This window comes from Hanstruepera flava (assembly GCF_023634025.1).
GTDB lineage: Bacteria > Bacteroidota > Bacteroidia > Flavobacteriales > Flavobacteriaceae > Hanstruepera > Hanstruepera flava.
Genome location: NZ_JALJCW010000001.1, coordinates 269041 through 294166, shown reverse-complemented (window position 1 = coordinate 294166; position 25126 = coordinate 269041). Strand labels below are relative to the sequence as shown.

Sequence of the window (25126 nt, the reverse complement as noted above, 5' to 3'; positions counted from 1 at the left end):
TTTATTATAATAGCATGTTTATATAAAACCATTGCAATTTTGGATGATGTAAAGCTGATAGTAAACGACATAAAATCTGGCAAAATAAAGCCTATTTATTTTTTAATGGGTGAAGAACCTTATTACATTGATAAGATTTCAGATTTTATTGAGGATACCGTTTTAAGCGAAGAGGAGAGAGGGTTTAACCAAATGGTTTTATATGGTCGTGATGTTACCATAGAAGATATTGTTGGACATGCCAAGCGATTTCCAATGATGGCCGAATATCAGGTTGTTATTGTTAAAGAAGCTCAAGATTTATCACGTAGTATAGAAAAACTTACTGCTTATGCTAAACAACCACAGACTTCAACGGTTTTGGTCTTTAATTATAAGTATAAAACTATTGATAAACGAAAAAGTTTATACAAAGAGTTAAAGAAAACAGGTGTTGTTTTTGAAAGCAAGAAATTATACGATAACCAAGTACCTGATTGGATTAGACGTGTGTTGGCTGGTCAGAATTATTCCATTACACCAAAAGCAGCTTTAATTTTAGTTGAGTTTTTAGGAACGGATTTAAGTAAGATAACTAACGAGCTTAATAAGCTTAAAATAATTTTACCTGAAGGCACACAAATTACACCCGAACATATAGAAAAGAATATTGGAATTAGTAAGGATTACAATAATTTTGAGCTGCGAAAGGCTCTAGGAGAAAGGAATGCGGTTAAAGCGCATAAGATTATTAATTATTTTTCGGACAATCCTAAAGATAACAACATTATTGTAACTGTCTCGCTGTTATTTAATTTCTATTCTCAATTGTTAAGACTGCATGGCTTGAATGATAAATCGCCACGAAGTGTGGCTTCGGCTTTACGCATTAACCCGTATTTTGTTAATGAGTATCTTACTGCAGCTAGAAATTACCCCATGAAACGGGTTAGCCAAATAGTTGCAACGTTACGTGATTTTGACGTAAAAAGTAAGGGTGTGGGCGCTAATGCACTTCCGCAGCGTGACCTTTTAAAAGAATTAATTGTCCGTATCTTAAATTAGTTTTTACTTTGGTTTTAAAGACATGACATAATTATAACTTTCTGTAAATAGTTGAGTCATTAAAACCGAATTGGTTAATAAGCTGTCTGGAATTAATACATAATCTTTCATTACGGCACCATAAGACCTGTATTCGCTTGTATTGTATTTCGCCTTAAAGGCCTCTTGTGATGGCTTTGATAACCTAACTCCAATTTCACCTGCCTTGTTTAATAACGCAAACATATAACCGTTTGCAGAACAGTAAATCATGGACTTGCCTTTGCGTTCAAACTCAGGGCAAGTTTCTACAATGGTATCAAACAGTTGTAATTTATCATTCCAGTTGGACATTATGTTGAGTTTAGAGGGTTTTGAGTTCTTTTAGCTGTAGATTATAGTCGTATTGTAAATCTTCATGAAGCGTTGCAATATTTTTTTTTATTACAACAATTTGTCTCTTGTAGATATTGGTTAGCGTTACATTGTTCTCTATTGAAGGAGAGAATACTTGTAGTTTTTTACAGAAATGAAGCAGCAATTCCACTTCGGTTTCTTTTTTAAGTGAATATCTAGCGTACTTTTTGATTGTCCTTAAAATTTTCCGTACACTTTTTTTAATATAAAAATAACTTGCTCTATTAATGTTTTTGAATTGCTCATCTATTTCAATCTTAATACTATTAATGTAATCTTCTTCATTATGCGATTCGAATAGTAAATAGGTTAGGAGCTCTTTGTTCTCTTTTTTAAATCGTGCCAATCTCAAGCACAGTTGCATTAACTCTTCATGTGAGCGGTGTTGCAATTCTTTTTTTATGGTAACTACAGATTCTGCTTTCATTTAATATTTGTAGTGTTTTCTAATAGTTCTTTTTACTCGAAAGAGCCTGAAAATACCAATGAAAAGTATAATAGGAGAAATACAAATTAATATAACACCGAAAAATTTCAAATCACTAAAAAACTCAATTTTAAGCAGTGTAACACCAGTTCCCAGAATCACAATAAAGGTTCTGAAATAGGCTAAAAAAGTGCGTTCATTTGCTAACTTGGTTCTTTCTATGGCTAGCCAGTCTCGAATAATTAGTTTGTTTTTGTCATCCATATTACCCTTTTAAAAGATTAATGCTTACGGTTGCTAATTCATTTTTCGGAAAAGTGGTGTAATAATTTTTATCTGGAGTTAATCCAGCTTCTTTAGCGATTTTATTAAACACATTGGTTTCTAAAATATATTGATCGCTATAACCATGGGTAGCGTCATAAGCTGTGGCAGCTGTTCTTCCAATGTTTTGAGCTGTAATTTTAGGATCCAACGTATGCAATTCTATAATTAATAAACCAAATTGTTCAACAAAGGGTTTCCATTTGTTTAAATGTTCCAAGAGCGAATCTTCAACCGCATTGTTTGAAAGATGTTTGCCATTGGAAGCAAAGGAACCAGATGATGTACTAATTCTGTTCGATTGTATTTTGGGTTCTTCCCAAACACGGTTGTGGTCTAAAAATGTACGAACATTAAGGAGATCTCTTAATTCAATATTATAATCTTCTTTTAAATCTTTGGAGAGTAAATCTGGTCTACCAATATCGCCCCAAATAACTTTGGCCCAAATATCAGCTTTTATTAAATTGGCTCGAGTTACTTTTAGCGCTGCTTGGTTAAAATCGGCACCAACCAATAACAAGGGATATTCTTCTAACATTTTGCCGCGATTGGTTTGGTGTTCAATAACATCGAAAATATGCTGAATAAAGGCGCCATTACCACAACCCATATCTAATATTCCTTTAGGTTGTTCGTCTATGGGTTTGTTGAACAGTTTTTTAATGACTTCGTCTATAACCTTGAAATAAGTTGCATGTGCACCACCGCTTCCCCAGACATTCATTTCGCGGTCTACATGTTTTTCAGTCTCCGTAGGGTCCTTGGTTTTTAGAATTAATGGATTACCAAAAATCAACTCATCTAATTTTAAGAAGGTTGGTAAATAGGAAACCGTAACACCATAAGCTGAAGCTCTTTTAGCAAAAAACAAACCTTTGTCGGTAAATTGGTAGGTGTTTTTCTTTTTGGTAAACCAACCCAAATGAGCAAAGAAATCCAATATTTTTTTAAAACTTTCAGGGTCTTTATGGTATTCTTCAGCAGTGAATGAAGCTTCCATAAAGTATTTGTGAAACAAGCCATTTACACCTAATAAAACAATTATTGGGCCTACTATGCAACCTTCAATGTGTTTTAAGATTTGATATTCAACAGAATCTTCAGTAATGTGGTTTAAACCAAACTGATTTTGATATTTTTTAAATATACGTTCCAATGCTATAAAGGCATCTGGACCAATTCGTTCTTCTGGAAATTTTACGGCATAGTTAAGTAGTTTAACACTATCTTCATATAATGTAGCTAATTCAAAAGCCTTTTTACTTAGCTTATTAATCTCGTAAGAAACCGTATTGGTTTTATTATTTAAGTCTTGTTCTAGCCAACCTTGTGAACATAATATCCTTAATGCTACATTGAGGTAACCTTTATTGGCCTGAAATTTTGAGGAAAGTTCATCCAGTGATGATTTCTTTTTTTCAATTAAGTATTTTAGAACACCTTTCTGGTATAAGGCGTATGCTGTAGTAGCCGTAGCAATACCATCTAAATGCCTGAAAATTATACCTCGAAGTTGTTCTTTATCTGTTTTGGTTAGCATGAATTAGGCTTTTTTTAAATATATAAAAAAAAGCCCTAAACTTAAGTTTGGGCTTTTAAATTATATTTTGGTTTTTATTTAATCTATAAAAGGATTGCTCCATTTAGCATCGGTATAAATATTATTACCTGCCAAAGTTTTTATAAACTCAAAAATATCTTCACGTTCTTGTTGTGTTAAGTTAAGTTGTTGCGGATTTCCTCCTGGCATAAGTCTTGGATCTAAATTGTTGTTGCCAGCTAAACTTATTTGGTTATAATGAGTTAATACCGTCATGAAATTATTGGAAGCACCAATATGCATAAATGGGCCATTGTTGGATCCATCAGATTTCACGACGTCTCGTAAACTAGGTGATCGTGTTACTATTAAATCTGAACCTGTACCATTTGCGTTTCCAATAACTCCGTTGTTAAGAGAATTTGGGTCTATATCAAATTCTGGTGCTTGATGGCAACCTGCGCAACCAAGGCCACCGTTTATGCGTACACCTTGATTGTTGAAAATGGGAGGTTGAAGAAATAATCTTTTGCCATTGTTTTCTTGAGCTGTGAAGTTTGGAAAAGGCTCACCTTCTGTAGTTACTTGCGCACGTCCTAAATCATACTTACTGTCGAAAGACTGTATGCTTCTAATAAATTGAGCTAATGCTAATTGAATTTTAGATTCTGATATTTCGGTATTCCCAAATGCAAAGTCAAACAATGCAGGATAATACTCCGTTTCTTCTAATTTATTGATTAAATCGTTAAAATTTAAATCACCATTCTCGCCACTAAAACCCATTTCTACATGATCTTTAATTGGCATAGTTGTTTGCTGTTCTAATGAATTGGCGCGTTCGTCCCAAAAGAAATTTTCTTCATTACTAAATCGAGCATTGACTAATCGCATTGAATGTCTGCCTGTTGTGCCGTCTACACCTGAACTAACATTAGCATCATCACTAAAAGCAAATTCTTGCTTATGACAACTAGAACATGATATTGTTTCGTTTACAGATAGTTTTTTATCATAAAACAAGATACGACCCAATGTGGCTACTTCGTTGGTAATATTGTTACCGGATGTATTATCTTTTGTTATATAATTTGGGACAAACTGATTAGAATAATTAAATAGGTTGTCAAAATCAATATTTAAAATTTCTGAAAAGTCAAGGCTGTTATTGTTTTCATTATTTATAGTATCGCCATTGTTACTGCTGTCGTCATTAGAGCATGATAAAAATATAATGGCACAAAGAAGGTAAACTAGTGCTTTCATAATAATATGTTTGGGTTGTCAATTTTGAGATACTTATAAAAAAAAAGTCCCATATGATATATAGGACTTAAATAACTTAAAATGGTTTAATCGTGAGTTATCTTAATTTTGGAAAATCATTAGGATTAACTTCGTGCATGACATTATAAACTGCTTCAAAAACATCTTCTGCAGATGGTTTCGAAAAATAATCACCATCGGTTCCATAAGCTGGTCGGTGCTGTTGCGCTGTAAGTGTTTGCGGTTTGCTGTCTAAATGCTGGTAAGCATTTTGGGTATTTAAAATTTCATTTAAAATAAATGCCGAAGCGCCACCAGGAACATCTTCGTCAATTACCATTAAACGATTGGTTTTAGCCACACTTTTTACAATATCATGATTTAAGTCAAAAGGCAATAGAGATTGAACGTCAATAATTTCAGTATCTATACCTACTTCCATTAATTCTTTGGCCGCTTGCTCTATTATACGTAGGGTAGAGCCATAAGAGACCAACGTGATATCTTGACCTTTTCGTATGGTTTCAACCACGCCAAGAGGTGTTTTAAATTCTCCAAGGTTAGTAGGCATTTTTTCTTTTAGGCGATATCCATTTAAGCATTCGACTATCAAGCCAGGTTCATCACCTTCCAATAAAGTATTATAGAAACCAGCTGCTTTAGTCATGTTTCTAGGGACTAGCACATGAATTCCACGAACTAAATTAATAATGCCTCCCATTTGCGAGCCCGAATGCCATATACCCTCTAATCTATGTCCTCGAGTTCTAATAATTAGTGGTGCTTTTTGGCGACCTTTGGTTCTGTATTGTAAGGTTGCTAAATCGTCACTCATTATTTGTAGAGCATACAAAATGTAATCTAAATACTGAATTTCTGCAATTGGTCGAAGGCCTCTCATGGCCATACCAATACCTTGCCCTAGAATAGTGGCCTCGCGAATGCCTACATCCGACACACGCAACTCACCATATTTTTCTTGCATGCCTTCCAAGCCTTGGTTAACGTCACCAATATGACCTGCATCTTCTCCAAACACCAATGTTTCAGGGTATTTACTAAAAATGGCATCAAAATTATCACGTATTACCAATCTCGCATCTACTTCTTCAGCATTGTCATTGTAGGTTGGTTTTACTTCTGAAACATTTAAAGCTGAACTTTCAGATTCAGAATATAAATGGGAACTATATTTTGGTTGAATTGCAGAAATGTAATTGTTAATCCAATTTACTAGGCTTGTTTTAACTTCAGACGATTCACTAACCACATATCTTAACGCCTTTCGTGCAGTAGATAGAATCTCTTTTCTAATAGGTTCTTTTATTTCTGCTAAATCATTGGCAAGTTTTTCTATAAAAACCTTGTTTGAACTCGAATTGGCTACATTATTCAAAATAGCAATTAGTTCGTTTTGTTCATCTTTTAAAGGTTTTGTAAATGCAGTCCAAGCCGCTTTTTTACCGTCGCGAACTTGCTTTTTTATATCCTTTTCAATCTCTTTTAATTCTTCATCAGTAGCAATACTATTAGCAACCATCCAATCGCGTAATTGTGAATTGCAATCGTATTCTGCTTCCCAAGCTAAACGGTTTTCATCTTTATAACGCTCATGTGAACCAGAAGTAGAATGGCCTTGCGGTTGTGTTAATTCTTGAACATGAATTAAGACAGGAACATGTTCTTCACGAGCTATTTGAGAAGCTTTTTGATAGGTTTCTATAAGCGCGGCATAATCCCAACCTTTTACGCGAAGTATTTCAAAGCCATTGTTATTTTCGTCGCGTTGGAAACCTTTTAATATTTCAGAGATATTCTCTTTTGTTGTTTGATGTCTAGCATGAACGGAAATACCATACTCGTCATCCCACACACTCATTACCATTGGCACTTGTAAAACACCGGCTGCATTTATAGTTTCAAAAAATAATCCTTCACTTGTACTAGCATTTCCGATAGTTCCCCAGGCTACTTCATTTCCATTTACAGAAAAATTAGTGGTATCAATACCTTTTACATTTCGGTATATTTTGGATGCTTGCGCCAAACCCAATAACCGTGGCATTTGACCTGCAGTTGGAGAAATGTCGGCACTGGAATTCTTTTGAGCAGTTAAGTCTTTCCAATTGCCATTTTCATCTAAACTGTGCGTAGCAAAATGACCACCCATTTGTCGACCAGCCGACATAGGCTCTTCCTTTAAATCGGTATTGGCATATAATCCAGCAAAAAACTGTTCGATATTTAATTCGCCTATAGCCATCATAAAGGTTTGATCGCGATAATAACCCGAGCGGAAATCTCCGTTTTCAAAAGCTTTGGCTAAAGCCAATTGAGGGACTTCTTTTCCGTCACCAAAAATACCAAACTTAGCTTTGCCTGTAAGGACTTCTCGTCTTCCCAGAAGACTGCATTCACGTGATGTGACAGCAATTTTGTAATCGTTTAAAACTTCAGTTTTAAAGTCCTCAAAAGACAAGTCTTTTTTTATTTCAGGGTTTGTTTGCATAGGGTGTAAGGTATTTTTGCAAAGGTAGTTAATATTAGCAAGATTTGCAATGTCAATTTATGTTATAAAATTGACAATATCTTTACAAAACGCATTTTTTATTGCGATATTTTTAATAAAAATGAAAATAATGCATTTCCATTAAGAATAATGTATTTTGATTTGGGTCTAGTACCAGCGTCTTGAAAATAAACCTAATAGTGTTTTGAAGTCTAAAGTTACAATAAAACGAATTCTTTCAGCATAATTGGATTCGGCAATTTCCCAACCTAAATTTGAATAAACTGGAAAGTATAATTCAAAGTAATCTTCAACTAGACTAACGCGTATACCTGAATCGTAAACAAATTCAGCATTGACACCTTTGTTTTTCACAAAACCAAGGTCGCCATAGGCAAAAATATACTTCCAAATGGTAATGCTTCCATTTGCTGTTGTTATCCATTGATTGGCAAAAGCTGGGTTTAGCTGCGATTTAAAACCACCTTCTGCAATTATTAATTGCTGGCTGAATAATCCTGAACTTTCAGAACGTCCGTAGTAGTTATAATCAAACAGATAATCGGTTGGTCTATCTAGTGCAAAGCTAAAATAGTCAGAATCGGTGCTGGTTTTATTGTTTAAAAATATTCCCGCAAAAAAGCGAATGTTATATTGTCTGTTGCGTTCGGTTAATTTACGGTATTCATAGTTTAAGGCTAGCTTGCTAAATTTATCTGATATTTGAAAATCTGCAAACCATGACGAGTAATTGATTAAATCTCTATCTACATGGCTATAGCGCGCATTAAAGACTCCATAATTAGGCTCTTCAGTTTCATTAATATTAGTAGGATTGGGGTTTTCATCTCTGTTAATACCTACATAACGTACTGTTAAATAATCTCTCTTGTTAGAGCGTAAATTACTTTTATCCCTGAATTGAAACACAACACCAGGTGTCAGTTTTAAAACAAAAAGGTCATCGGCATAACTTGAGTAACTAAAACCACCACCATAGCGTACCAAAAACATATTGGAATTACTTCTGATATACTGGTTGTAAACTAAAGATGCTGAACCAGTTAACGATTGTGATCTTAATCCATACTGTGGAGAAATTTGATAATTAAGAGCCTTTTTAAGAACTGTTTTATTATAAGCTTTAACCCCAAGAACAAATCCATCGTAAATGTTATTAAATTCAATTAAAGGCATTAAGAATACCTGATTGTATTTTGGATCCTCAATATCTTTAAAAAGCCTAAATTGAACAGGTCTGTTAAATAGGGCTTTGGTTAATGTTTTAGTATTGTTACGCAAGTTGAATTCTGGAATAATTTGATCTTGATTTAGAACCAATTTTGTTAAACCATTATCTGAAACTTTAATAGTGGTTGAATCGATTACATTATCTACCCATATTTTTGATTTCACCGTATCATCAGTCATGGCAAACAACGAAATTGGAACTACTGCATTGGTGTTGTTTTTTATGGTTACTTCAACAGAGTCGCCTATGCGCTCTGCTCTACTTATGGTGTAATCTATAATTTTATTTGTCTTTAAATAATCATTAAAAAACCAATCTAGGTTTTTTTTAGAATTGGATTCTAACAATTTTTTAAAGTCTTCTGTATTGGTTTCCTTTAAATTTCGAGTTGCTAAATACTCTTTAATAGTACTTTCAATAACTTGACCCTGTAAGTAGGAATTTAAATAGTTAAGCCCTACACCAGCTTTATATTTATTGGCAATATTTTCATTGAACTTTAATAATGAATCCTTTTGCATAAGTAGAGGCTGATCTAAATTCCCTCTTGCCATGTGCATATACAAAAAAGGATATTGAGCATTAAACTTTAATTGAGCGGCATGAAATGACTTAAGTCCCCAAATTTTAGAGAGTGTTCCAGCGAGTTTCATATTAGGGTAGTATTCATCTACATATTTCATAAGGTAATATGTTTGAATACCATCAAAAATCCATTGATCTTCTCTTGGGTTGATAAGTAAAATATTTTCTAAATAGTTGTGTAAAGCTGTTTTTAATATTTTTAATTCATACTGAAAGTCATCAGGGAATGGTCTAATAAAATCAGGTAGTAAGTTCAGTCCATATATAGGGCTCTTTTTGTAATCAACATTTGTAATCAGTAATTTTTCATGTGGATAAGAACCAAGATTGTGTGATAAAAATGCGGCTATATTATCTGTAATTAGCGCTTTGTTTAAAGGATTGAGTTCTTCGTCATCAACATTGGATACAACCGTAAAAAAATCTGTTTTAACATATCTGAAAACAGGTTGTCTGCTTAAAACCAATTTTGAATTCACACGATTTTCACCTCTAAAAACAAAAACTTTAGAACTGTCAATTTGATTGTAATCAAATTCGTTTAGTTCAGATTCTGCATAAAAATAATCAGGGCATTTTACTTCCAAGCGAATATCAGATTTAGGGACAAATAAATCATCTAAATCCTTATTGCTACTATATTGCCATTCGCCATTATAAATTGCTGGAGTTATATACCAATACCGCAGGTTGTAATTACCATCTGAAGCAATGCCATATCTAGTAAACTTATCGTTAGGGATTTGAACAATATAACTTAAGTTAAGGGTGTATGAACTATTTGGCAGCAAAGGTTCAGATAAAGTTACCTTGACAACATCAATCTGGTCTTTTAATCTAACAAAATCAACATCCTTATTGTTTTGTTTTAGTTCTGTAATTACAGTATAGCCTCGATCTTCGTTTTTCGCAAAATGAAACTCGGTTTTAAATTCTTCGGCAAATCGTTTTGCCAAAGGCGTACTTTTAGTTGAATAGCTATTACTCCAATCGTTTAGATAAACCGTGTGTAGTGTATCGTTAGTAGTATTGTAATAGGTGATTTCTTGCGAAATTTTAATTTGATTATTGCGGACATTAAAATCGGCCTTAATATCCATAGTATTTTGACTTATTACCCAAAAAGGGCATAAGATTAAAAAGAGTTTTATGGCAGATTTTAAATTCAATTAACTTTTACAAATTTTATAGGGTTAGTATTGGATTTGCTTGTAGTCAAGTAATACATGCCATTCGACAAGCTTACACAAGGAATACTTATTAAACTTGAGTTAAAAAGCTTAATGGTTTTTACTTTTTGACCAATTGTGTTGTAAATCACCAATTCCTCTAAATTCTTACTAGAATCAATTTTTAAAACCAAGTCATTGTTAACAACATTAGAGCCAACAATTTCAATTCCACTAGAATAGTTAAACTCTCTGATATCAAGTAGAGTTTGGTCGGTTTCAATTTGTATGGTTACGGGTAAATGATCGCTAAAGTTATGTAGTGCATCACGAATGCTAAATGAAAAATCAGAACCACTACATTCAAAATCGTTTATTGCTTGGTTTAAACAATTACTATTACCATTGTTGCCATAAACTTGATAAGATTCATCGACATAATTTAGACTATCATCAGTCATAAGGTTGTTTGATGTCATTATAAAATCAAACCGATCATCAAAACCACCTGTTGTACCACCCATTCCGGTTTGTGTACGCGTTGACTGCGTAAATACTTCAACATAATTTGAATTATTATGCCAGCTACCTATGCGGTTTGCAGGATCGTTAAACGGAATGTTGTTTAGCGGATTTATAAATTCTTGAAAAGCACCTTCAGAACTAGTATAAACATTAAAATCTCCTGCAAGTATCACATGGATGTCGGATGGTAATGTGTTTAAATAAGCCGTTAAATCTTGAGCCATCTGTAATCTTAAGGCTTGATTTTCTGTACCGCTAGAAGCCTTTAGATGACAAATAATGGCATGTAAAATTATAGGATTGGTGTCTTGGTTTACCGAGTTGATTTTTAATTCATAATGATTAAAATCCCTAAATATTGTTGAGACAATTGTTTGGTTTTCCAATATGAATTTAGAAGCATCGTAAAACACTAAATTTTGCAAATCGTTTTGGTCGCCAATCTCATCATCAGAAGTGTTTAATTCAAAAGCAGCCATTTCGAAATCAGGGTTTACACGATCTTGAATAAGTTGCAAAATGGTGTTTGCACCTTCCTCATTATTAAGCTCACAAACCATGAAAATATCAGGATTATAATCTGCCAATATAATCTCTAAATCATTCAAGCGATTAGGAACCGCGTCTTCAAGTGGGAAATTAAGCAAATTATAAAACATAATATTAAAGGTTTCTTGTGAAAACCCAATAGTTATGTTAAGGATATAAACTATCCAAATAATGTGCAATTTCTTTTTCATACTATATGTTTCGAACTTTAATTTAAAAGTTCGGACTTAATCTATATTCCTTATAGAAGTTATCCAGAATAGAAATAACTTCATCTGGAGTATCAACTAAATGAATAAGGTCTAAATCTTTTGCGCTAATATTTTCAAACTTATCCAATAAGGTGTTTTTTACCCAATCTAAAAGTCCAGACCAAAAATCGGTTCCTACTAAAATAATAGGAAATGTTTCAATTTTATTAGTTTGAATAAGTGTCATGGCTTCAAAAAGTTCATCTAAAGTTCCAAAACCGCCAGGCATAACCACAAAGCCTTGAGAATACTTAACAAACATAACTTTTCTAACAAAGAAATAATCAAAATCTAAACTCTTGTCAGAATCGATATAAGGATTGTCATGCTGTTCAAAAGGCAATTCTATGTTCAGCCCGACTGAAGTTCCTCCAGCAATATGAGCCCCTTTATTACCAGCTTCCATAATACCAGGTCCACCACCAGTAATAACGCCATAGCCATGGTCTACGATTTTACAGGCAATATCTTCAGCCAATTTGTAATATTTATGGTCTGGTTTTGTACGAGCCGATCCAAATATTGAAACACAAGGGCCAATTCGGCTCAATTTTTCATAGCCATTTACAAACTCACCCATGATTTTAAATATAGCCCATGAGTCATTTGTTTTTATTTCATTCCATCGTTTATGATGTTGTTCTTTTCTCATTTAAAATTTTTTAAAATTCGTCAACTAGCTAAATTAGTTCTTTTTTTAAGAATTGTGCTGTATAGCTTTTTTTATTTTTTATGATTTCCTCTGGAGTACCTTTAGCAATAACTTCACCGCCATTTTTTCCGCCTTCGTAACCAATGTCTATAATATAGTCAACTGTTTTTATAACGTCTAAATTGTGTTCTATAATTAATACCGTATTGCCTTTGTCTGCCAATTTATTTAATACTATCATTAAAACACGAATATCTTCAAAATGTAATCCCGTTGTTGGTTCATCTAGAATATAAAACGTGTTTCCTGTATCACGTTTGCTTAATTCGGTTGCTAATTTAATACGTTGGGCTTCGCCACCTGAAAGCGTAGTACTTTGTTGCCCAAGGGTGATGTATCCTAAACCAACATCTTTTATGGTTTTTAGTTTTTTATAAATTTTTGGAATGTGCTCAAAGAAATCCACAGCGTCATTAATGGTCATTTCTAAAATATCACTAATAGACTTTCCTTTGTAGCGAATTTCTAGTGTTTCGCGGTTAAAACGTTTGCCTTGGCATGTTTCACATTCCACATATACATCTGGTAGGAAATTCATTTCAATAACGCGTAAGCCACCACCTTGGCATGTTTTGCAGCGACCTCCTTTAACATTAAAACTAAATCGTCCTGGTTTGTAACCACGTATCATGGCTTCGGGTATCTTGGCAAATAAGCTACGTATTTCACTAAACACACCAGTGTATGTTGCTGGATTGCTGCGCGGAGTTCTACCTATTGGCGATTGGTTGATGTCTATTACCTTATCAATATGCTCTAAGCCTTTAATGCTTTTGTATGGCATAGGTTTTTTTACACCATTAAAATAATGGGCATTCATAATAGGGTAAAGAGTTTCGTTGATTAAGGTAGATTTACCACTTCCTGAAACACCGGTTACGCCAATCATTTTTCCTAAAGGAATATCGATGGATACATTTTTTAAGTTGTTGCCTGTGCATCCTTTTAGAGATAAAGTTTTGCCATTTCCTTTACGGCGTTTTTTGGGAACTTCAATTTCTTTATTTCCGTTAAGGTAATCTGCAGTTAGTGTGTCATGGGTTTTAAGCTCATTAGGAGGGCCTAAACTTATTATCTCGCCACCATGATTTCCAGCCTTTGGACCAATGTCTATAACATAATCGGCATGTTCAATCATATCTTTGTCATGTTCAACTACAATTACCGAATTACCAATATCCCGAAGTGATACTAATGATTTTATGAGTTTTTCGTTATCTCGTTGGTGAAGGCCAATACTAGGTTCATCTAAAATATACAGAACACCCACAAGTTGGGACCCTATTTGAGTAGCCAAACGGATACGTTGCGCTTCACCACCAGATAAAGATTTGGAACTTCGGTTTAATGATAGGTAATCTAAACCAACATCAAGTAGAAATTGTAATCGCGTACGAATCTCTTTGGTGATTTCTTCAGAAATCTTTTTTTGCATATTAGTTAAATACTCATCCAAATTCTGAAACCATTGCGCTAAATCAACAATATCCTTTTGTGCAAGTTCGGCGATATTAAGGTCGTTAACTTTAAAGTAAAGCGATTCTTTTCGTAGTCGTGATCCAGTACATTCAGAACACGTAACTTTATCCATATAGTCTTTTGCCCAACGTTTTAATGAGGTTGATTCGGCTGACTTGTATTGGTTTTCAATAAAATTGGCAACACCTTCGAAATCTATTTTATAATCTCGTGTAACACCAAGTGTTTTACTTTCTATTGAAAATTTCTCGTTGCCTCCATACATAATAACCTGCTTGGCTTCTTCAGGAATGTCTTTGTAAGCATCGTTTAATGAAAATCCGTAGCGTTGCGCAATAGTTTCAAACTGCTTAAAAATCCAACTGTTTTTTTGAGGACCATGAGGTGCCAGTGCACCAGCATTTATTGATAGTTTGGGATTAGGAATTATTTTAGATTCATTTATTTCATATAGCGTTCCAATACCATTACATTTCGGACAGGCGCCTTTTGGAGAATTGAACGAGAAGTTATTAGGTTCTGGATTTGGGTATGAAATTCCACTGGAAGGACACATTAAATTTCTGCTGAAATAGCGAACATCTTGAGTGTCCTGATCTATAACCATTAGTACATCATCACCATGGTACATGGCTGTGTTTATGGTTTCCATTAAGCGTTTATCATTATCGGCAGTATCATCAATTTTTAAGCGGTCGATTACAATTTCAATATCATGTGTTTTGTAACGATCCAGTTTCATGCCCTTTACCAAATCACGAATTTCACCATCCGTTCTAACTTTAACAAAACCTTGTTTGGCAATTTGTTCAAACAACTCACGGTAATGTCCTTTTCTTGAGCGTACAACTGGAGCCAATATGTTTATGCGCTTACCACTAAACGATTCTTTTATGAGGTTCTTGATTTGCTCATCATTATAACTAACCATTTTTTCACCAGTATTATAGCTGTATGCATCACTGGCACGAGCAAATAGCAAACGCAGAAAATCGTAAATTTCGGTTATGGTTCCAACGGTTGAACGTGGTGATTTACTGGTTGTTTTTTGTTCAATGGCAATAACAGGAGAAAGACCATCAATTTTATCAACATCTGGACGTTCAAGGCCACCTAAAAATTGTCTGGCATACGCCGAAAAGGTTTCAATGTAACGTCTTTGACCTTCAGCATAAATGGTATCGAAAGCAAGTGACGATTTTCCGCTTCCAGATAAACCGGTTATTACGACCAATTTTTCTCGCGGAATAGAAACATCAATATTTTTGAGATTGTGAACGCGGGCGCCTTTAACCTCTATAAACTCTTCAAAATCACTCATTTTTTCAATACAACCTGTTAATTTGGCAAAGTTGCAAAGGTATTTAATTTGCTTGTAAAAATGAAGCCCGTTAAGATTCGCTTAAGATTTTATTGCGTAAAAGAATTATTATAAATAATTATCACTTTTAATGATGAAATTGACTTTTAAATTGAATTAAAATTTTTAGTTTTAGACATATATTTTTAAAACTTATATATGGGAAAACAGTTTAGTGAAATACCTGATAAGCAAATTGATTTTATAAAGCATCAAAAGTTGTTTTTTGTAGGTACTGCTGCTACTGATGGGCGTGTGAACATTTCTCCTAAAGGGATGGATACATTTCGCGTAATACACCCTAAAAAAATTGTGTGGTTAAATTTAACAGGAAGCGGTAACGAAACAGCGGCACATTTACTTAAGAGCAATAGAATGACCATTATGTTTTGTGCTTTTGAAGGTAAGCCCAATATTTTAAGGCTGTATGGGCAAGCTAGAATATACCATAATACCGATGCCGCGTATAGTCAATATATAAGCCTGTTTCCAAATATTGCTGGCTCGCGACAAGTAATAGAATTAGATGTTGATTTGGTTCAAACATCCTGTGGTTATGCAGTGCCTTATATGGATTTTAAAGCGGAACGTAATCAGTTAAAAGTTTCAATGGAGAAGAAAGGTGAAGATAGAATTAAAACGTATTGGGAAGAAAAAAACGCACAAAGTATAGACGGTTTTAAAACTGAAATTGAGAAAAATTTAAAATAAAAATAAACATGAAAATATTAGGAATTAGCTCACGAATTAATCATCCAGAGTACGGTAAAGGCGTTGTAACGAATGTAACTTCAAAACATTATTGGGTGACTTTTATAGATGGCGGATTGGAAACCATAGATATTGATTCTGAATTTGAAGTTATTGAAGCGGCCGAAGATGATGTGGATACGGTAAGCTTTTTTGATGTGGAAAGTAGCCTTGTGGAGATATTAAAAAGATATAGCGATGTATCTGAAATTGTACATATAGCAGATAAGTGGAAAGGAGGCAAGTTAATTTTAGAGCCTGGTGATACCGCTTTGCAAAGCAAGGAAGTGCCCATAGATAATTTCTTTCATAAAATAACCATGGTACGTGATAGACTCCGCGTTATGGAACAGAAAATTAATTCCAGTAAAAATTTGGACGAGCAGGAGAAAATAGATTTACAGCAGTACATAACGAGATCTTATGGTAGCTTGACCACGTTTAATGTTTTGTTTAAATTAAAGGATCAACAGTTTAAAGGGCAGAGTTTAAAATAGGTTATTTTGTTCCTTGAATATCGTTAAGTTTAATGTCTAAAAATAACATTTCGTGGAATGTTGGTAATTGTGCTCCGCTTTCTGTAGTTGTCCAATCGTTCCATGAAGCTTCTAAACCGCCAATAGGTAAGATGTCAACCCACATTTTAAATTTTGTGGGTTTATTGTCTTTGTCTAAAAACCATAAATACGAATCACCTGGTGTTGTGCCTCCAGATGTGTAAGTTACTAATAAAGCATCCTCGCCAGTTTCTGTTTTTACTAGGCTTCTTTGGGTTCCTGGATCAAAAACCTTGTAAGGAGCCACAAGCCAAAAGGAGTCGTTGTTGAAATAATTAGTGGCTTCGTCTATGAGTTCTTCTGCTTGTTCGCCTTCTACCTTAAAATTATGCACATAAGCTTTAGATTTAGAAGGATTGTTTAAGTTTAAATCTACTTTGTATTCCTTCCAATATACGACACAAGTGTTTTTGTCTTTTTGCCATTTAAAATGATGACGGTTTTTAAACGTCCATTCAATATAATTAGTGTTTTTATAGGCTTCGTAGTTAAGGGCTTCCAACATATTATTAGCCAATAATTCTGCCTTTTGGTTAGATTCTCCAATGGGCAAATCTTCATTGTATTTAAAATAAACAAATCCAAAAAATAGTAGACTGGGTAAAGTGAAAAATATCACCAATCCAGCAGTTACCTTAAGGATTTTTTTCAGTTTCATTTTATTGAATTTTTGCCTTTAAACTAACAGCTAAAACATCAGCAGCTTTAGGATAATTTCTAAACCACAATTCTGGTTCAATGAGTTCCAGTTCTGAAAGTGCTATTTGTCCATCGTTATCTGTAAATATATCAACTCTAGCGTAAATGGGCAATTCTGGACATGCTTTTACGGCATTTTGGGCAAATGCAATCTCTTCTTTCGAAGGCACGTAGCCATGCACGGTTCCGCCAAAATCATCCTGAACCCTAAAATCACCGTCTTTTGCTTTTTTTAAAACAGCGTGTGTAAACTGTCCGTTAAAGACCATTAATGATAACTCACCTTCTGATACGATATTGTGTTGAAAGGGTTGAAGCATCATGGACTCTTGAGTGATTAAATCTGAAAATAAAGATTCATATTCTGATAAGTTGTTTAAGTTTAACTTATAAGTGTGTCTTGCAGCGCCAGAAATACAAGGTTTTAAAACCGTTTCTTCCCAATTGAGCTGCTCATGTAATTGAGCCAAATTTATATTTGTACCTGTTTCAATGAAATGGGTTTTGGCAATGCGAACACCAGCTTTTTCCAAATCTAATAAATAGTGTTTATTCAGATTCCAACGAATAATATTTTCAGAATTGAATAAGGTAGTTACTTTGGATACTTGAGTTAACCATTTTGAAAATTCGCTAAATCTGTCAAAATAATCCCAGGTGGTTCTAAATAGAACGGACTTGGTTTTAGACCAATCAAAATCAGGATCATCCCAAGCTAGGCGTAATGTTTTTAAACCTAGTTTATTTAAAGCATCTTGCACCAAGAAATCTTCGTAAAATACATTATGCTTGTAGACATCGGTTTTAGAATCTTCTAAATAGCGTTTGTCAGTAAGAATTACAATGTCTGTCATATTAATCGTCGTATAGCTTCGCGTTTACTCAAGGGTTTTAAAGTGTTTTTGTTTACAAAATCAAGCACAGCTTTTGGATTTACTTTACCATATTCCCTTAGTGCCCAACCAATTGCTTTTTGTATAAAAAATTCATCAGATTCTTTGTGGATTAAACATTGTTTAAACAACAATGCCTCATCAGTCTTTTCTTTATAGCCCAGTTGAAAGATGATACTGCTTCTTTGTAACCATAAATTTTTTGAATTTGAAAACTGTAACATGATAGTAGGTATTTCTTCTTTGTAAAGCAGCAAATATTTTCCCAATATTTGTTTGGCAACAAAATCGACTGAATCCCACCATGAGTTGGTGGTGATTAATTTTTCAATAAGTATGATGTCCTCTTTTTTGTAGGATTTTCGTAGTTGCTTTTCAAATAACTCAATGGCTACCATATGCATTTCACGTTGCGGAATATCATATAAATCGAAAGTAAGAGTTCTAACCGTATCGCGAATTTCAAGTTTATGTTTTTCAATAATAGGCTTAGATATCGAACGCCGTAAGGGTGCTTTTATACCATAAAATGGAAATTTTTTAAGCATATAATCAGACATCTGCTCTGCAAAAACATCATTAGCTTGAGATTGAAATGCTTGTTGTAATTCAGATATAAATGTCATTTTAAAACCCTATTGCTGTATCGTCACCTCGCCAATCGGCACCACCTTCCAGTTTGCCGTCGTCAGTAACTAATATACCATCAACAATACCGATGACTGGAGATCGTTCTTCATTTATGATGTATCCTTTTGTTTCCAACTGCCTAATTAATTCTTTACTAAACCTACCTGGTTCCATTCTAATTTCATCGGGAAGCCATTGATGATGAAAACGTGCAGCATTAACAGCCTCCTGCATACTCATATTATGCTCGTGAACATTCAAAATAGTTTGTAAAACCGAAGTAATAATAGTTGAACCGCCTGGCGTTCCAACACTCATTAAAAGTTCGCCATCCTTTTCAACTATAGTAGGCGTCATGGAGCTTAACATACGTTTTTCGGGCAGAATACTGTTCGCTTGGGCGCCAATAAGGCCATAGACATTGGGTACTCCAGGTTTACTGCTAAAATCGTCCATTTCATTATTTAGGAAAAAGCCCAATTCTGGACAGTAAAGTTTAGAACCAAATCCGCTGTTTAATGTAGTTGTTACAGCAATGGCATTGCCAAATTGGTCCACAATGGAGTAGTGGGTAGTTTCATTGCTCTCAATAATGTCTACTTTTCCATGGGAGACTTTATTTGAAGGCGTTGCGTTTTCAAAAGAAAAATCCTGCATTCTGTCAGTTACATAAGCTTGACTGATTAGACTTTCAACAGGAATGTTTACAAAATCTGGATCACCTAGGTAATAGCTTCTATCTGCATAAGCACGGCGTTCGGCTTCGGTAATGACTTGAATATACTCTAAACTGTTATGCTCAAATTCTGATACCTTGTAAGGTTCAATCATTGTCATAATCTGTGCCAAGCAAATACCACCACTGGATGGTGGCGACATGGAAATGATTTTTAAACCGTTATATTCAAATGTTATGGGTTTGCGCCATTTAGCTTCATATCGAGACAAATCTTCTTCTGTAATTATACCGCCTTGACTTTGAATAAATTCGGCTAATATTTTAGCAGTTTCTCCTTTATAAAATTCGTCTTTACCATTTTTCATTAAAGCTTTTAATGTATTGGCTAAAGCAGGATATTTAATGGTGTCGTTTTCTTTCCAACTACCATCCAGAACGGTACCATGTGGATTAACTTGATTAAAGTAAGGTTGAAAATACTCTAGACGTGCTTCTTGTTTTGCGGTAACTACCACACCTTTCCGAGCCAAATCAATAACGGGTTGTATAATATCTTCAATTGGTAAAATTCCAAAACGTTTATGTGATGCAAATACTCCGGCAATAGTGCCAGGTACTCCTACAGCCATGGCACCAACTGTACTTTTATCTGGAATAACATTACCATTTTTATCTACATACATATCTTTTGTGGCAGCTAATGGGGCTTTTTCTCGATAGTCTAATGCTCCAATTTCACCCGAATTTAAGCGATAGACCATGAAACCACCACCACCAATATTACCAGCATAAGGGTAGGCTACGGCTAAAGCCAATTCTGTTGCCGCCATGGCATCAAAAGCGTTGCCGCCTTTTTGTAAAATGGCAGAACCAATTTTGGAAGCTTCAACACGTGCGGAAACAACCATAGCTTTTTCAGTGATAAGGCCAATGGTCTTTGTTTTAGGATTAACATTTTTTTCTGAATTGTTTTTACAGTTTATGAGAATAAATGCAAAACAGAATATGAACAATAGTTTTTTCATGGTTCGTTATTGATTTTTTTGGTGAGCTCAACGCGTTTTACATTTGAAAATTGAATTAATTCATCAAAAAACAGTGTAAATTCATTTTCAAATTCTGAATAAAAGGCATTTAGTTCAGTAGTGGCCTTGTTCATTTTCGATTTGTTTTTGGTTCGCCTGTTCATGCCGTCAAGTACACGCTGAATACCTTCGATATTGGCATAGTTTAATAACCAATTGTCCGCAATCATAAATGGCATCATTTTTTTGGTGCGTTCTGGTAATATTTCAAAGTTTTTCTCAAGGGAAGCATAAAAATTTTCAACATAGATATCCAAAGGTGTTTTGGAATATGATAACCAATTTTTTGCTAGAAAATGATCGTATAGAATATCTACAATTACACCACTGTAGTGGCTGTAGCTTTTATGTAGCCGTTTTGTGCTTTGCCTTACAATTGGGTGAGTATCGGTAAAGCTGTCTATTTCACGATGCAACAATATACCAATTTGAATATCATTGGAATAATTCTTGTACTTTTTCCCTTTAATGCCATCAGCAATAAAATTGCCAATGGTTACCAATTCATTGTTTCCGGAAAGATAAATGTGAGCGAGAAAATTCATTTTCCGAATTTACAAATTCGTAATATAGAAAACACACAGAAAACTTATATTTGTTGAAATTTTAAAAAATAACATGACTTTAATAAAATCTATATCTGGAATACGAGGTACCATTGGTGGGACTGTTGGTGAGAATTTAACACCAATAGATGCCGTTAAATTTGCTTCAGCTTATGGTGTTTGGTTAAAACAACAACGAAACAAAGATACTCATAAAGTTGTTGTGGGACGTGATGCCCGAATTTCTGGTGAAATGATACAAAATTTGGTTATGAATACCTTGGTCGGTTTAGGTATACATGTAGTGGATTTAGGCTTATCAACAACACCAACTGTTGAGGTAGCTGTACCAATGGAACATGCTGATGGTGGCATTATTTTAACCGCTAGTCATAACCCTAAACAATGGAATGCTCTTAAATTGTTGAACGAAAAGGGAGAATTTTTAAATGGTGCCGAAGGAGCAAAAATTTTAGAGATAGCAGAGTCTGATGAGATGTCCTTTGCAGATGTTGATAATTTAGGTAAGATTACTAAAAACCAAGCCTATATTGATATGCATATTGATGAGGTTTTAAATTTACCACTTGTTAATAAAAAAGCCATTGAAGATGCCAAATTTAAAGTGGTTGTCGATGGCGTAAACTCTACAGGAGGGATTGCTATTCCTTTGTTGTTGGAACGATTGGGTGTTCATCCTGTGAAATTATATTGTGAGCCCAATGGTCATTTTCCGCATAACCCAGAGCCTTTAAAAGAACATTTAACCGATTTATCTAAAGCTGTTGTAAAAGAACATGCCGATTTTGGGATTGTTGTAGACCCTGATGTGGATCGATTGGCATTTATGGACGAAAAAGGCGAGATGTTTGGAGAGGAATATACTTTGGTGGCTTGTGCCGATTATGTGCTTTCTGAAACACCGGGAAATACAGTAAGTAATATGAGTTCTACCAGAGCTTTACGTGATGTAACAGAAAAACATGGCGGAACTTACGAAGCCAGTGCTGTTGGAGAAGTGAATGTAGTAGAGCTTATGAAAAAGAATAACGCTGTAATTGGTGGTGAAGGGAATGGTGGAATTATTTATCCCGAATTACACTATGGACGTGATGCTTTGGTTGGTATTGCACTTTTTTTAAGCCTTTTGGCTGATAAAAAGATGTCAGTTAGTGCCTTGCGTGCTTCCTATCCAAACTATTTTATGAGCAAAAAGAAAATTGAACTGACTCCTGGATTGGATGTAGATGGTATTTTAAAAGCTATGGAAACCAAATATGCTCATGAAAACCTAACAACCATTGATGGTGTGAAAATAGATTTTTCTGATAGTTGGGTGCATTTGCGTAAAAGTAATACCGAACCTATAATTCGTATTTATACTGAAGCGCCTTCTCAAGTTGAGGCAGATACTTTAGCCGATAAAATTATATCAGAAATAAAAGCTGTCGCTAATATTTAGTACTTTTGCCTTATAATTTAATAGCCATGATTACTTCAATGTCCGATTTAAAAAAGTCAACTGATTTAGAATCGTATTTCAACACGTTTAGAAATAACATTATTGGAATTGACCAAGAATTTGAGTCTCCTTTTGGGAAGAAAAAAATTCTTTATACCGATTGGACAGCATCAGGTCGTTTATATCGACCCATTGAAGAAAAAATGTGCAATGAATTTGGGCCTTATGTAGCCAATACACATACCGAAACAACAGTTTCAGGCACTGCCATGACAAAAGCTTACCATGAAGCTAAAAACATTATTAAAAAGCATGTAAATTGTAATGATGATGATGTTCTGATTGTTTCAGGTAATGGAATGACAGGTGTTGTTAATAAATTTCAACGAATTTTAGGCTTAAAAATCCCCGAGAATTTGAGTAAACATACTCAAGTACCAGAAGAAATTTGCCCGGTTGTATTTGTGTCACATATGGAGCATCATTCCAATCAAACAACATGGTTGGAAACCATTGCCAAGGTTGTGGTTATTCCGCCTGGTGAGGATGGTTTGTTTAGTTTGGAAAATTTAGAAAGACTATTGGTAGAACATCAAGATTGCACCATAAAGATAGCTTCAATTATACATGGTTCTAACGTTACAGGTATACAAAACCCAGTTCATGAGGCAGCAGAGCTTATGCACAAGCATGGTGGTGTTTGTTTTGTGGATTATGCCTGTTCTGCTCCATATGTTCATATTAATATGCATCCTGAAAACGAGAATCAAGCACTTGATGCCATTTTCTTTTCACCACATAAATTTTTAGGTGGCCCTGGATCTTCAGGAGTATTAATTTTTAATAAGAAGTTGTACAAGAACATGATTCCAGATTGTCCGGGTGGCGGAACCGTGAGTTGGACAAACCCTTGGGGAGAACATAAGTATATAGACAATATTGAAGATCGTGAAGATGGTGGTACTCCAGGTTTCTTACAGACTATACGTACAGCTTTAGCCATTAAGTTAAAAGAGCAAATGGGTGTTGATACTATGCTTGAACGCGAACATCAGATAATTGATTATGTTTTTAAGACTTTAAAACCTATTGATAACATTAATATTTTGGCTGGTCAGCATCAAGATAGGTTAGGGGTTATTTCATTTTACATTGATGATTTGCATTACAATTTAGGTGTGAAATTGCTGAACGACCGATTTGGGATTCAAACACGAGGTGGTTGTAGTTGCGCCGGTACATATGGTCATTATCTGTTACATGTAGATTATGAAACCTCTCATGAATTAACACAAGAAATTTCACTAGGCGAATTAACACGTAAGCCTGGTTGGATACGTATGTCGATTCATCCTACAACAACAGATGCTGAAATAAAGTTAGTTTGCGATAGTATTATTGATCTCGCCAAGCATCACAAAGAATGGGCTTTAGATTATGACTATGATAGAAGTTCAAATGAGTTCAATCATAAATCATTAGAAGGTAAATCTGAAGCTGATACCATAATAGAGGATTGGTTTAAGCTTTAAGCTGGTTTTTTATTGCGATGTTTCCAGCGTTTATGTGTCCATAAATAAAATTCAGGCGCTTTAATTATTTGCTGCTCTAGTTCGTAGGTAAACTTATCGGTTATATCAAAATCGGCATAGTCATTAGCATTTTCAGCTAGAGTTATAAATTCTGCTTCATAATGCCCACGCTTCACTTTTTCAATTTTTAAATAGGTAACCGATAGGTCTAAATCTTTGGCTATTCTTTCGGCTCCAGTAAAGCAAGGTACTTCAATGTTCATGAATGTTGTCCAATAATATTTTTTAAAGCTTTTTGGCGATTGGTCGCTTAAAAAAGCAATTACAGATTTAATATTTTGTTTTTCGTATTCTGTTATTCTGGCAACGGCTTTTTTGGTATCTATGAGTTCGGTATTATAACGTGAGCGGAGTCTTCTTACCAGATTGTCAAAGTATGTATTTGCAATGGTTTTATAAATACCAATACCCTTCATAGTAATATGGTTTTCTACTACAAAAGACCATTCGTAACTGGCATAATGCCCATACATGACTACAATACTTTTATTAAGAGCTTCTAACTTTTGTAAGCTTTCTGGGTTTTTTATGATAAATCGCTTGTTTAGTTGTTTACGGGAAATGGTTAAAGTTTTTATCATCTCTAAAAACATATCACACATGTGGTGATAAAACTTTTTGGAAATGATTTTGATTTCCTGCTCTGACTTTTCTGGAAAAACCAACATTAAATTTTCTTTTACTGTTTTTCTGCGATAACCAATAACATAAAATACCAACAGGTAAACACTATCAGAAAAGAGATACAAGAGTCTAAAAGGAAGTATTGAGATTAACCATAGAAATGGATAAATTATAATGTAAGCAAGAAATTGCATGAATTAATTTTAGATTTGCAGAGAC

General features: G+C 34.4%; 21 protein-coding genes. 5 read left to right on the top strand and 16 right to left on the bottom strand.

All coding sequences use genetic code 11. From position 1 onward, the window contains the following. Positions 1 to 39 precede the first annotated feature (39 nt). Positions 40 to 1044, top strand: coding sequence for a DNA polymerase III subunit delta (gene holA, locus MTX13_RS01375; protein ID WP_250432581.1), 1005 nt, complete (start codon positions 40 to 42; stop codon positions 1042 to 1044). Between the two features lie 3 nt (positions 1045 to 1047). Here holA and MTX13_RS01370 read toward each other — a convergent pair whose 3' ends face one another. From MTX13_RS01370 to uvrA, 10 genes are all read right to left on the bottom strand, one after another. After that, positions 1048 to 1377: a hypothetical protein gene (locus tag MTX13_RS01370; protein ID WP_250432580.1), complete on the bottom strand. Its 330-nt coding sequence runs from the start codon at positions 1375 to 1377 to the stop codon at positions 1048 to 1050. A gap of 10 nt (positions 1378 to 1387) precedes the next feature. Further along, positions 1388 to 1867 (bottom strand): hypothetical protein, encoded by a 480-nt coding sequence (locus MTX13_RS01365; protein WP_250432579.1) that lies wholly within the window; start codon positions 1865 to 1867, stop codon positions 1388 to 1390. Then, complete coding sequence (locus MTX13_RS01360; protein WP_250432578.1) at positions 1868 to 2131, bottom strand: DUF202 domain-containing protein; 264 nt, start codon at positions 2129 to 2131, stop codon at positions 1868 to 1870. A 1-nt stretch (position 2132) separates the two neighbouring features. Then, on the bottom strand, positions 2133 to 3734 hold the full coding sequence (locus tag MTX13_RS01355) for a class I SAM-dependent methyltransferase (RefSeq protein WP_250432577.1): 1602 nt from the start codon (positions 3732 to 3734) through the stop codon (positions 2133 to 2135). A gap of 78 nt (positions 3735 to 3812) precedes the next feature. Next, positions 3813 to 5000, bottom strand: a complete 1188-nt coding sequence (locus MTX13_RS01350; RefSeq protein WP_250432576.1) for a cytochrome-c peroxidase — start codon at positions 4998 to 5000, stop codon at positions 3813 to 3815. Positions 5001 to 5097: 97 nt separating this feature from the next. Beyond that, the gene (locus MTX13_RS01345) at positions 5098 to 7509 is read right to left on the bottom strand and encodes an alpha-ketoacid dehydrogenase subunit alpha/beta (protein WP_250432575.1); all 2412 of its coding nucleotides are present in this window, start codon (positions 7507 to 7509) and stop codon (positions 5098 to 5100) included. 168 nt (positions 7510 to 7677) lie between these two features. Continuing rightward, entirely contained in the window at positions 7678 to 10446 is a 2769-nt protein-coding gene (locus MTX13_RS01340) for a gluzincin family metallopeptidase (RefSeq protein ID WP_250432574.1), read from the bottom strand. 65 nt (positions 10447 to 10511) lie between these two features. Next, positions 10512 to 11780, bottom strand: coding sequence for an endonuclease/exonuclease/phosphatase family protein (locus tag MTX13_RS01335; protein ID WP_250432573.1), 1269 nt, complete (start codon positions 11778 to 11780; stop codon positions 10512 to 10514). A gap of 22 nt (positions 11781 to 11802) precedes the next feature. Beyond that, positions 11803 to 12492: an LOG family protein gene (locus tag MTX13_RS01330; protein ID WP_250432572.1), complete on the bottom strand. Its 690-nt coding sequence runs from the start codon at positions 12490 to 12492 to the stop codon at positions 11803 to 11805. 28 nt (positions 12493 to 12520) lie between these two features. Then, the gene (uvrA, locus tag MTX13_RS01325) at positions 12521 to 15352 is read right to left on the bottom strand and encodes an excinuclease ABC subunit UvrA (protein ID WP_250432571.1); all 2832 of its coding nucleotides are present in this window, start codon (positions 15350 to 15352) and stop codon (positions 12521 to 12523) included. Between the two features lie 198 nt (positions 15353 to 15550). Between uvrA and MTX13_RS01320 the strand changes: the two genes are divergently transcribed. Together MTX13_RS01320 and MTX13_RS01315 are read left to right on the top strand one after the other, a co-directional pair. Next, positions 15551 to 16102, top strand: coding sequence for a pyridoxamine 5'-phosphate oxidase family protein (locus MTX13_RS01320; RefSeq protein ID WP_250432570.1), 552 nt, complete (start codon positions 15551 to 15553; stop codon positions 16100 to 16102). An 8-nt stretch (positions 16103 to 16110) separates the two neighbouring features. After that, positions 16111 to 16638 carry a hypothetical protein gene (locus tag MTX13_RS01315; RefSeq protein ID WP_250432569.1) on the top strand — a complete coding sequence of 176 codons (528 nt, stop codon included), beginning with the start codon at positions 16111 to 16113 and terminating at the stop codon, positions 16636 to 16638. A 1-nt stretch (position 16639) separates the two neighbouring features. On the opposite strand, the gene MTX13_RS01310 is transcribed toward MTX13_RS01315, so the two are convergent. Genes MTX13_RS01310 through MTX13_RS01290 form a run of 5 tightly spaced genes read right to left on the bottom strand, consistent with a single transcriptional unit; the run spans position 16640 to position 21229 of the window. Continuing rightward, positions 16640 to 17356, bottom strand: a complete 717-nt coding sequence (locus tag MTX13_RS01310; RefSeq protein WP_250432568.1) for a hypothetical protein — start codon at positions 17354 to 17356, stop codon at positions 16640 to 16642. A gap of 1 nt (position 17357) precedes the next feature. Further along, entirely contained in the window at positions 17358 to 18251 is an 894-nt protein-coding gene (locus MTX13_RS01305) for an ATP-grasp domain-containing protein (RefSeq protein WP_250432567.1), read from the bottom strand. Beyond that, positions 18248 to 18916: a DNA alkylation repair protein gene (locus MTX13_RS01300; protein ID WP_250432566.1), complete on the bottom strand. Its 669-nt coding sequence runs from the start codon at positions 18914 to 18916 to the stop codon at positions 18248 to 18250. Before MTX13_RS01300 ends, MTX13_RS01305 begins: the two co-directional genes overlap by 4 nt. A gap of 1 nt (position 18917) precedes the next feature. Beyond that, positions 18918 to 20624, bottom strand: a complete 1707-nt coding sequence (gene ggt / locus MTX13_RS01295) for a gamma-glutamyltransferase (protein ID WP_250432565.1) — start codon at positions 20622 to 20624, stop codon at positions 18918 to 18920. Then, the gene (locus MTX13_RS01290; RefSeq protein WP_250432564.1) at positions 20621 to 21229 is read right to left on the bottom strand and encodes an acyl carrier protein phosphodiesterase; all 609 of its coding nucleotides are present in this window, start codon (positions 21227 to 21229) and stop codon (positions 20621 to 20623) included. The genes ggt and MTX13_RS01290 overlap by 4 nt, the downstream gene beginning before the upstream one ends. A 73-nt stretch (positions 21230 to 21302) precedes the next feature. Here MTX13_RS01290 and glmM point away from each other — a divergent pair, with 73 nt between their 5' ends. Then, a complete protein-coding gene (gene glmM / locus MTX13_RS01285; protein ID WP_250432563.1) occupies positions 21303 to 22691 on the top strand; it encodes a phosphoglucosamine mutase in 1389 nt (462 codons plus the stop codon). Positions 22692 to 22717: 26 nt separating this feature from the next. Continuing rightward, positions 22718 to 24223 (top strand): aminotransferase class V-fold PLP-dependent enzyme, encoded by a 1506-nt coding sequence (locus tag MTX13_RS01280; RefSeq protein WP_250432562.1) that lies wholly within the window; start codon positions 22718 to 22720, stop codon positions 24221 to 24223. Here MTX13_RS01280 and MTX13_RS01275 read toward each other — a convergent pair. After that, positions 24220 to 25101: a lysophospholipid acyltransferase family protein gene (locus MTX13_RS01275; RefSeq protein WP_250432561.1), complete on the bottom strand. Its 882-nt coding sequence runs from the start codon at positions 25099 to 25101 to the stop codon at positions 24220 to 24222. The two genes, MTX13_RS01280 and MTX13_RS01275, sit on opposite strands and share 4 nt — an antisense overlap. Positions 25102 to 25126: the final 25 nt, after the last annotated feature.

Bases quoted from the DNA above. Each gene is read 5' to 3' on its own strand.
- MTX13_RS01370 (WP_250432580.1), bottom strand. From the start codon at position 1,377: ATGTCCAACTGGAATGATAAATTACAACTGTTTGATACCATTGTAGAA.
- MTX13_RS01365 (WP_250432579.1), bottom strand. From the start codon at position 1,867: ATGAAAGCAGAATCTGTAGTTACCATAAAAAAAGAATTGCAACACCGC.
- MTX13_RS01360 (WP_250432578.1), bottom strand. From the start codon at position 2,131: ATGGATGACAAAAACAAACTAATTATTCGAGACTGGCTAGCCATAGAA.
- MTX13_RS01355 (WP_250432577.1), bottom strand. From the start codon at position 3,734: ATGCTAACCAAAACAGATAAAGAACAACTTCGAGGTATAATTTTCAGG.
- MTX13_RS01350 (WP_250432576.1), bottom strand. From the start codon at position 5,000: ATGAAAGCACTAGTTTACCTTCTTTGTGCCATTATATTTTTATCATGC.
- MTX13_RS01345 (WP_250432575.1), bottom strand. From the start codon at position 7,509: ATGCAAACAAACCCTGAAATAAAAAAAGACTTGTCTTTTGAGGACTTT.
- MTX13_RS01340 (WP_250432574.1), bottom strand. From the start codon at position 10,446: ATGGATATTAAGGCCGATTTTAATGTCCGCAATAATCAAATTAAAATT.
- MTX13_RS01335 (WP_250432573.1), bottom strand. From the start codon at position 11,780: ATGAAAAAGAAATTGCACATTATTTGGATAGTTTATATCCTTAACATA.
- MTX13_RS01330 (WP_250432572.1), bottom strand. From the start codon at position 12,492: ATGAGAAAAGAACAACATCATAAACGATGGAATGAAATAAAAACAAAT.
- uvrA (WP_250432571.1), bottom strand. From the start codon at position 15,352: ATGAGTGATTTTGAAGAGTTTATAGAGGTTAAAGGCGCCCGCGTTCAC.
- MTX13_RS01320 (WP_250432570.1), top strand. From the start codon at position 15,551: ATGGGAAAACAGTTTAGTGAAATACCTGATAAGCAAATTGATTTTATA.
- MTX13_RS01315 (WP_250432569.1), top strand. From the start codon at position 16,111: ATGAAAATATTAGGAATTAGCTCACGAATTAATCATCCAGAGTACGGT.
- MTX13_RS01310 (WP_250432568.1), bottom strand. From the start codon at position 17,356: ATGAAACTGAAAAAAATCCTTAAGGTAACTGCTGGATTGGTGATATTT.
- MTX13_RS01305 (WP_250432567.1), bottom strand. From the start codon at position 18,251: ATGACAGACATTGTAATTCTTACTGACAAACGCTATTTAGAAGATTCT.
- MTX13_RS01300 (WP_250432566.1), bottom strand. From the start codon at position 18,916: ATGACATTTATATCTGAATTACAACAAGCATTTCAATCTCAAGCTAAT.
- ggt (WP_250432565.1), bottom strand. From the start codon at position 20,624: ATGAAAAAACTATTGTTCATATTCTGTTTTGCATTTATTCTCATAAAC.
- MTX13_RS01290 (WP_250432564.1), bottom strand. From the start codon at position 21,229: ATGAATTTTCTCGCTCACATTTATCTTTCCGGAAACAATGAATTGGTA.
- glmM (WP_250432563.1), top strand. From the start codon at position 21,303: ATGACTTTAATAAAATCTATATCTGGAATACGAGGTACCATTGGTGGG.
- MTX13_RS01280 (WP_250432562.1), top strand. From the start codon at position 22,718: ATGATTACTTCAATGTCCGATTTAAAAAAGTCAACTGATTTAGAATCG.
- MTX13_RS01275 (WP_250432561.1), bottom strand. From the start codon at position 25,101: ATGCAATTTCTTGCTTACATTATAATTTATCCATTTCTATGGTTAATC.